Raw genomic sequence first — 1915 nt, forward strand, 5'->3', positions numbered from 1 at the left:
GGCATCGATGTCTAAGCTGCCGTGATTCCCCGTTCCCGTAATACCACTGGCCGCGGTAAAGTGGTCTTCACCCGCATCCGCATCTGTGATGCTCAAGCTGCCTGACGCCGTTAGTTGGCGCTCTTCTTGCGCCGTACCCGTATCCGTGCCCGCAATCACTGGCACATCATTGGTGCCCGTCACATGAATGATTAAATCTTGGGTGCTGCTCGCCCCCTGATCGTCGGTCACCGTCACAGCAATGTTCACATCTTGCGATGCGCCCGCCGCTAAATGGGCGTAGCTAGCGTGGCTGGCATCAAAGGTATAGCTGCCATCTGCATGTAAGCTAAACCCATCCACTGGCTGCGCAATACTGAACGTCGCAGTAGCATGGTCATCCACATCACTCGAGATAATAGTACCCGTGACCGTACTGCCTTCCGCCACGGTTTTGGCGCTGATGTCGGTAATAACCGGTGCATCATTCGTGCCCGTTAAGGTGATGGTCAAGGTTTGGGTCTCTGTCCCGCCTGCGCCATCGGTCACTGTCACGGGAATGGTAATGTCTTCGCTATGGCCGGCCTCTAGATGCTGATACGCTTGATGACTGGCATCTAATGTGTAGCTACCATCAGCATGTAAGGTAAAGCCCGCCGGCAGTGTCCCCGTCGCTGTGTACGTCGCGCTATCACCAGTATCGACATCACTTGAGCCTAATTGACCACGCACGGTAGTGTCTTCATTACCGTGATTAACTAAGGTTGCTGAAGTAAAGGTTGGGTCATCATTAGTACCATGAATTGTCACGACAATTTTATGAGTTGTGCCATCCACGCTAGTCACAGTAATAGAATCTGTGCGTGAATCATTTGCACCCAACTCTTGAATTTTAGGGTCATCATTATTTACTTTGTAAACCCAAAAACCTCTTGCTACTATCATAAATCTGCCAAAACCATTATCACCAGGTGTAGCTCCTTGGAATAGAAAATGATCTTCGCCTGAATCGGTATCTGTTATGTCTAAATGTCCTTGTATACCTAGCTCATGGATACTTGGGTCTGTAGCGTTTGGAGTGACATGTTGATCTTCTGTTATAGAGCCATGATCAGTTCCACCGATCACCGGCGCATCATTGGTGCCGGTGATATTAATCACTAACTGTTGAGTATCGGCTCCACCATGCCCATCACTCACCGTCACTGGAATTGACAGTGCTTCTGAAACACCTGCTTTAAGGTGTTGATAAGCCGCATCGCTAGGATCAAACGTCCAAGTGCCATCACTATGTAAAGTAAAGCCATCAACGGCATTCGCAACTGAATACGTTAACTGTTGAGTATCACCCACATCAGGATCTGTCGCGTGTAACTGCCCACTCGCATGCGCGCCATCTTCCGTCACCGACACTGTCGATATTGGACTTAACACCGGATCATCATTGGTATTATTCACTGTCAGTGCAAAGCTGGTGCTAACCTGTGCACCCAGACTATCCGTTGCTGTAACCGTAATCGGGAGTTTACCCACATCGGCATTGCTTGGTGTGCCACTAAAGGTCCCCGTTGCTGCATCAAAATGCAGCCAGCTTGGTAACCCTGTCGCTGACAGCGTTAAGTGATCGCCATTATCCACATCGTTAAAGGTATCCGATGGCAGTGCAAAACTAAAGGCCGTATCTTCCGTCGCGGTTTGGGCAACAACAGATTGAGTCACTATCGGTGCATCATTAGTGCCCGTTAAGGTGATGGTCAAGGTTTGGGGGTCTGTCCCGCCTGCACCATCGGTCACCGTCACAGGAATGGCAATGTCTTCGCTATGGCCCGCCTCTAAGTGCTGATACGCTTGATGACTGGCATCTAATGTGTAGCTACCATCAGCATGTAAGGTAAAGCCCGCCGGCAGTGTCCCCGTCGCCGTGTACGTCGCGCTA

General features: G+C 50.3%; 1 protein-coding gene. It reads right to left on the bottom strand.

Annotation, left to right across the window (positions count from 1 at the left end):
- Positions 1-1915 (bottom strand): VCBS domain-containing protein (locus E2R68_RS13775; protein WP_134278255.1); only part of this gene is annotated, 1915 nt, incomplete at both ends.

It is taken from the genome of Psychromonas algarum (assembly GCF_004376845.1).
In the GTDB taxonomy this organism is placed as follows: domain Bacteria; phylum Pseudomonadota; class Gammaproteobacteria; order Enterobacterales; family Psychromonadaceae; genus Psychromonas.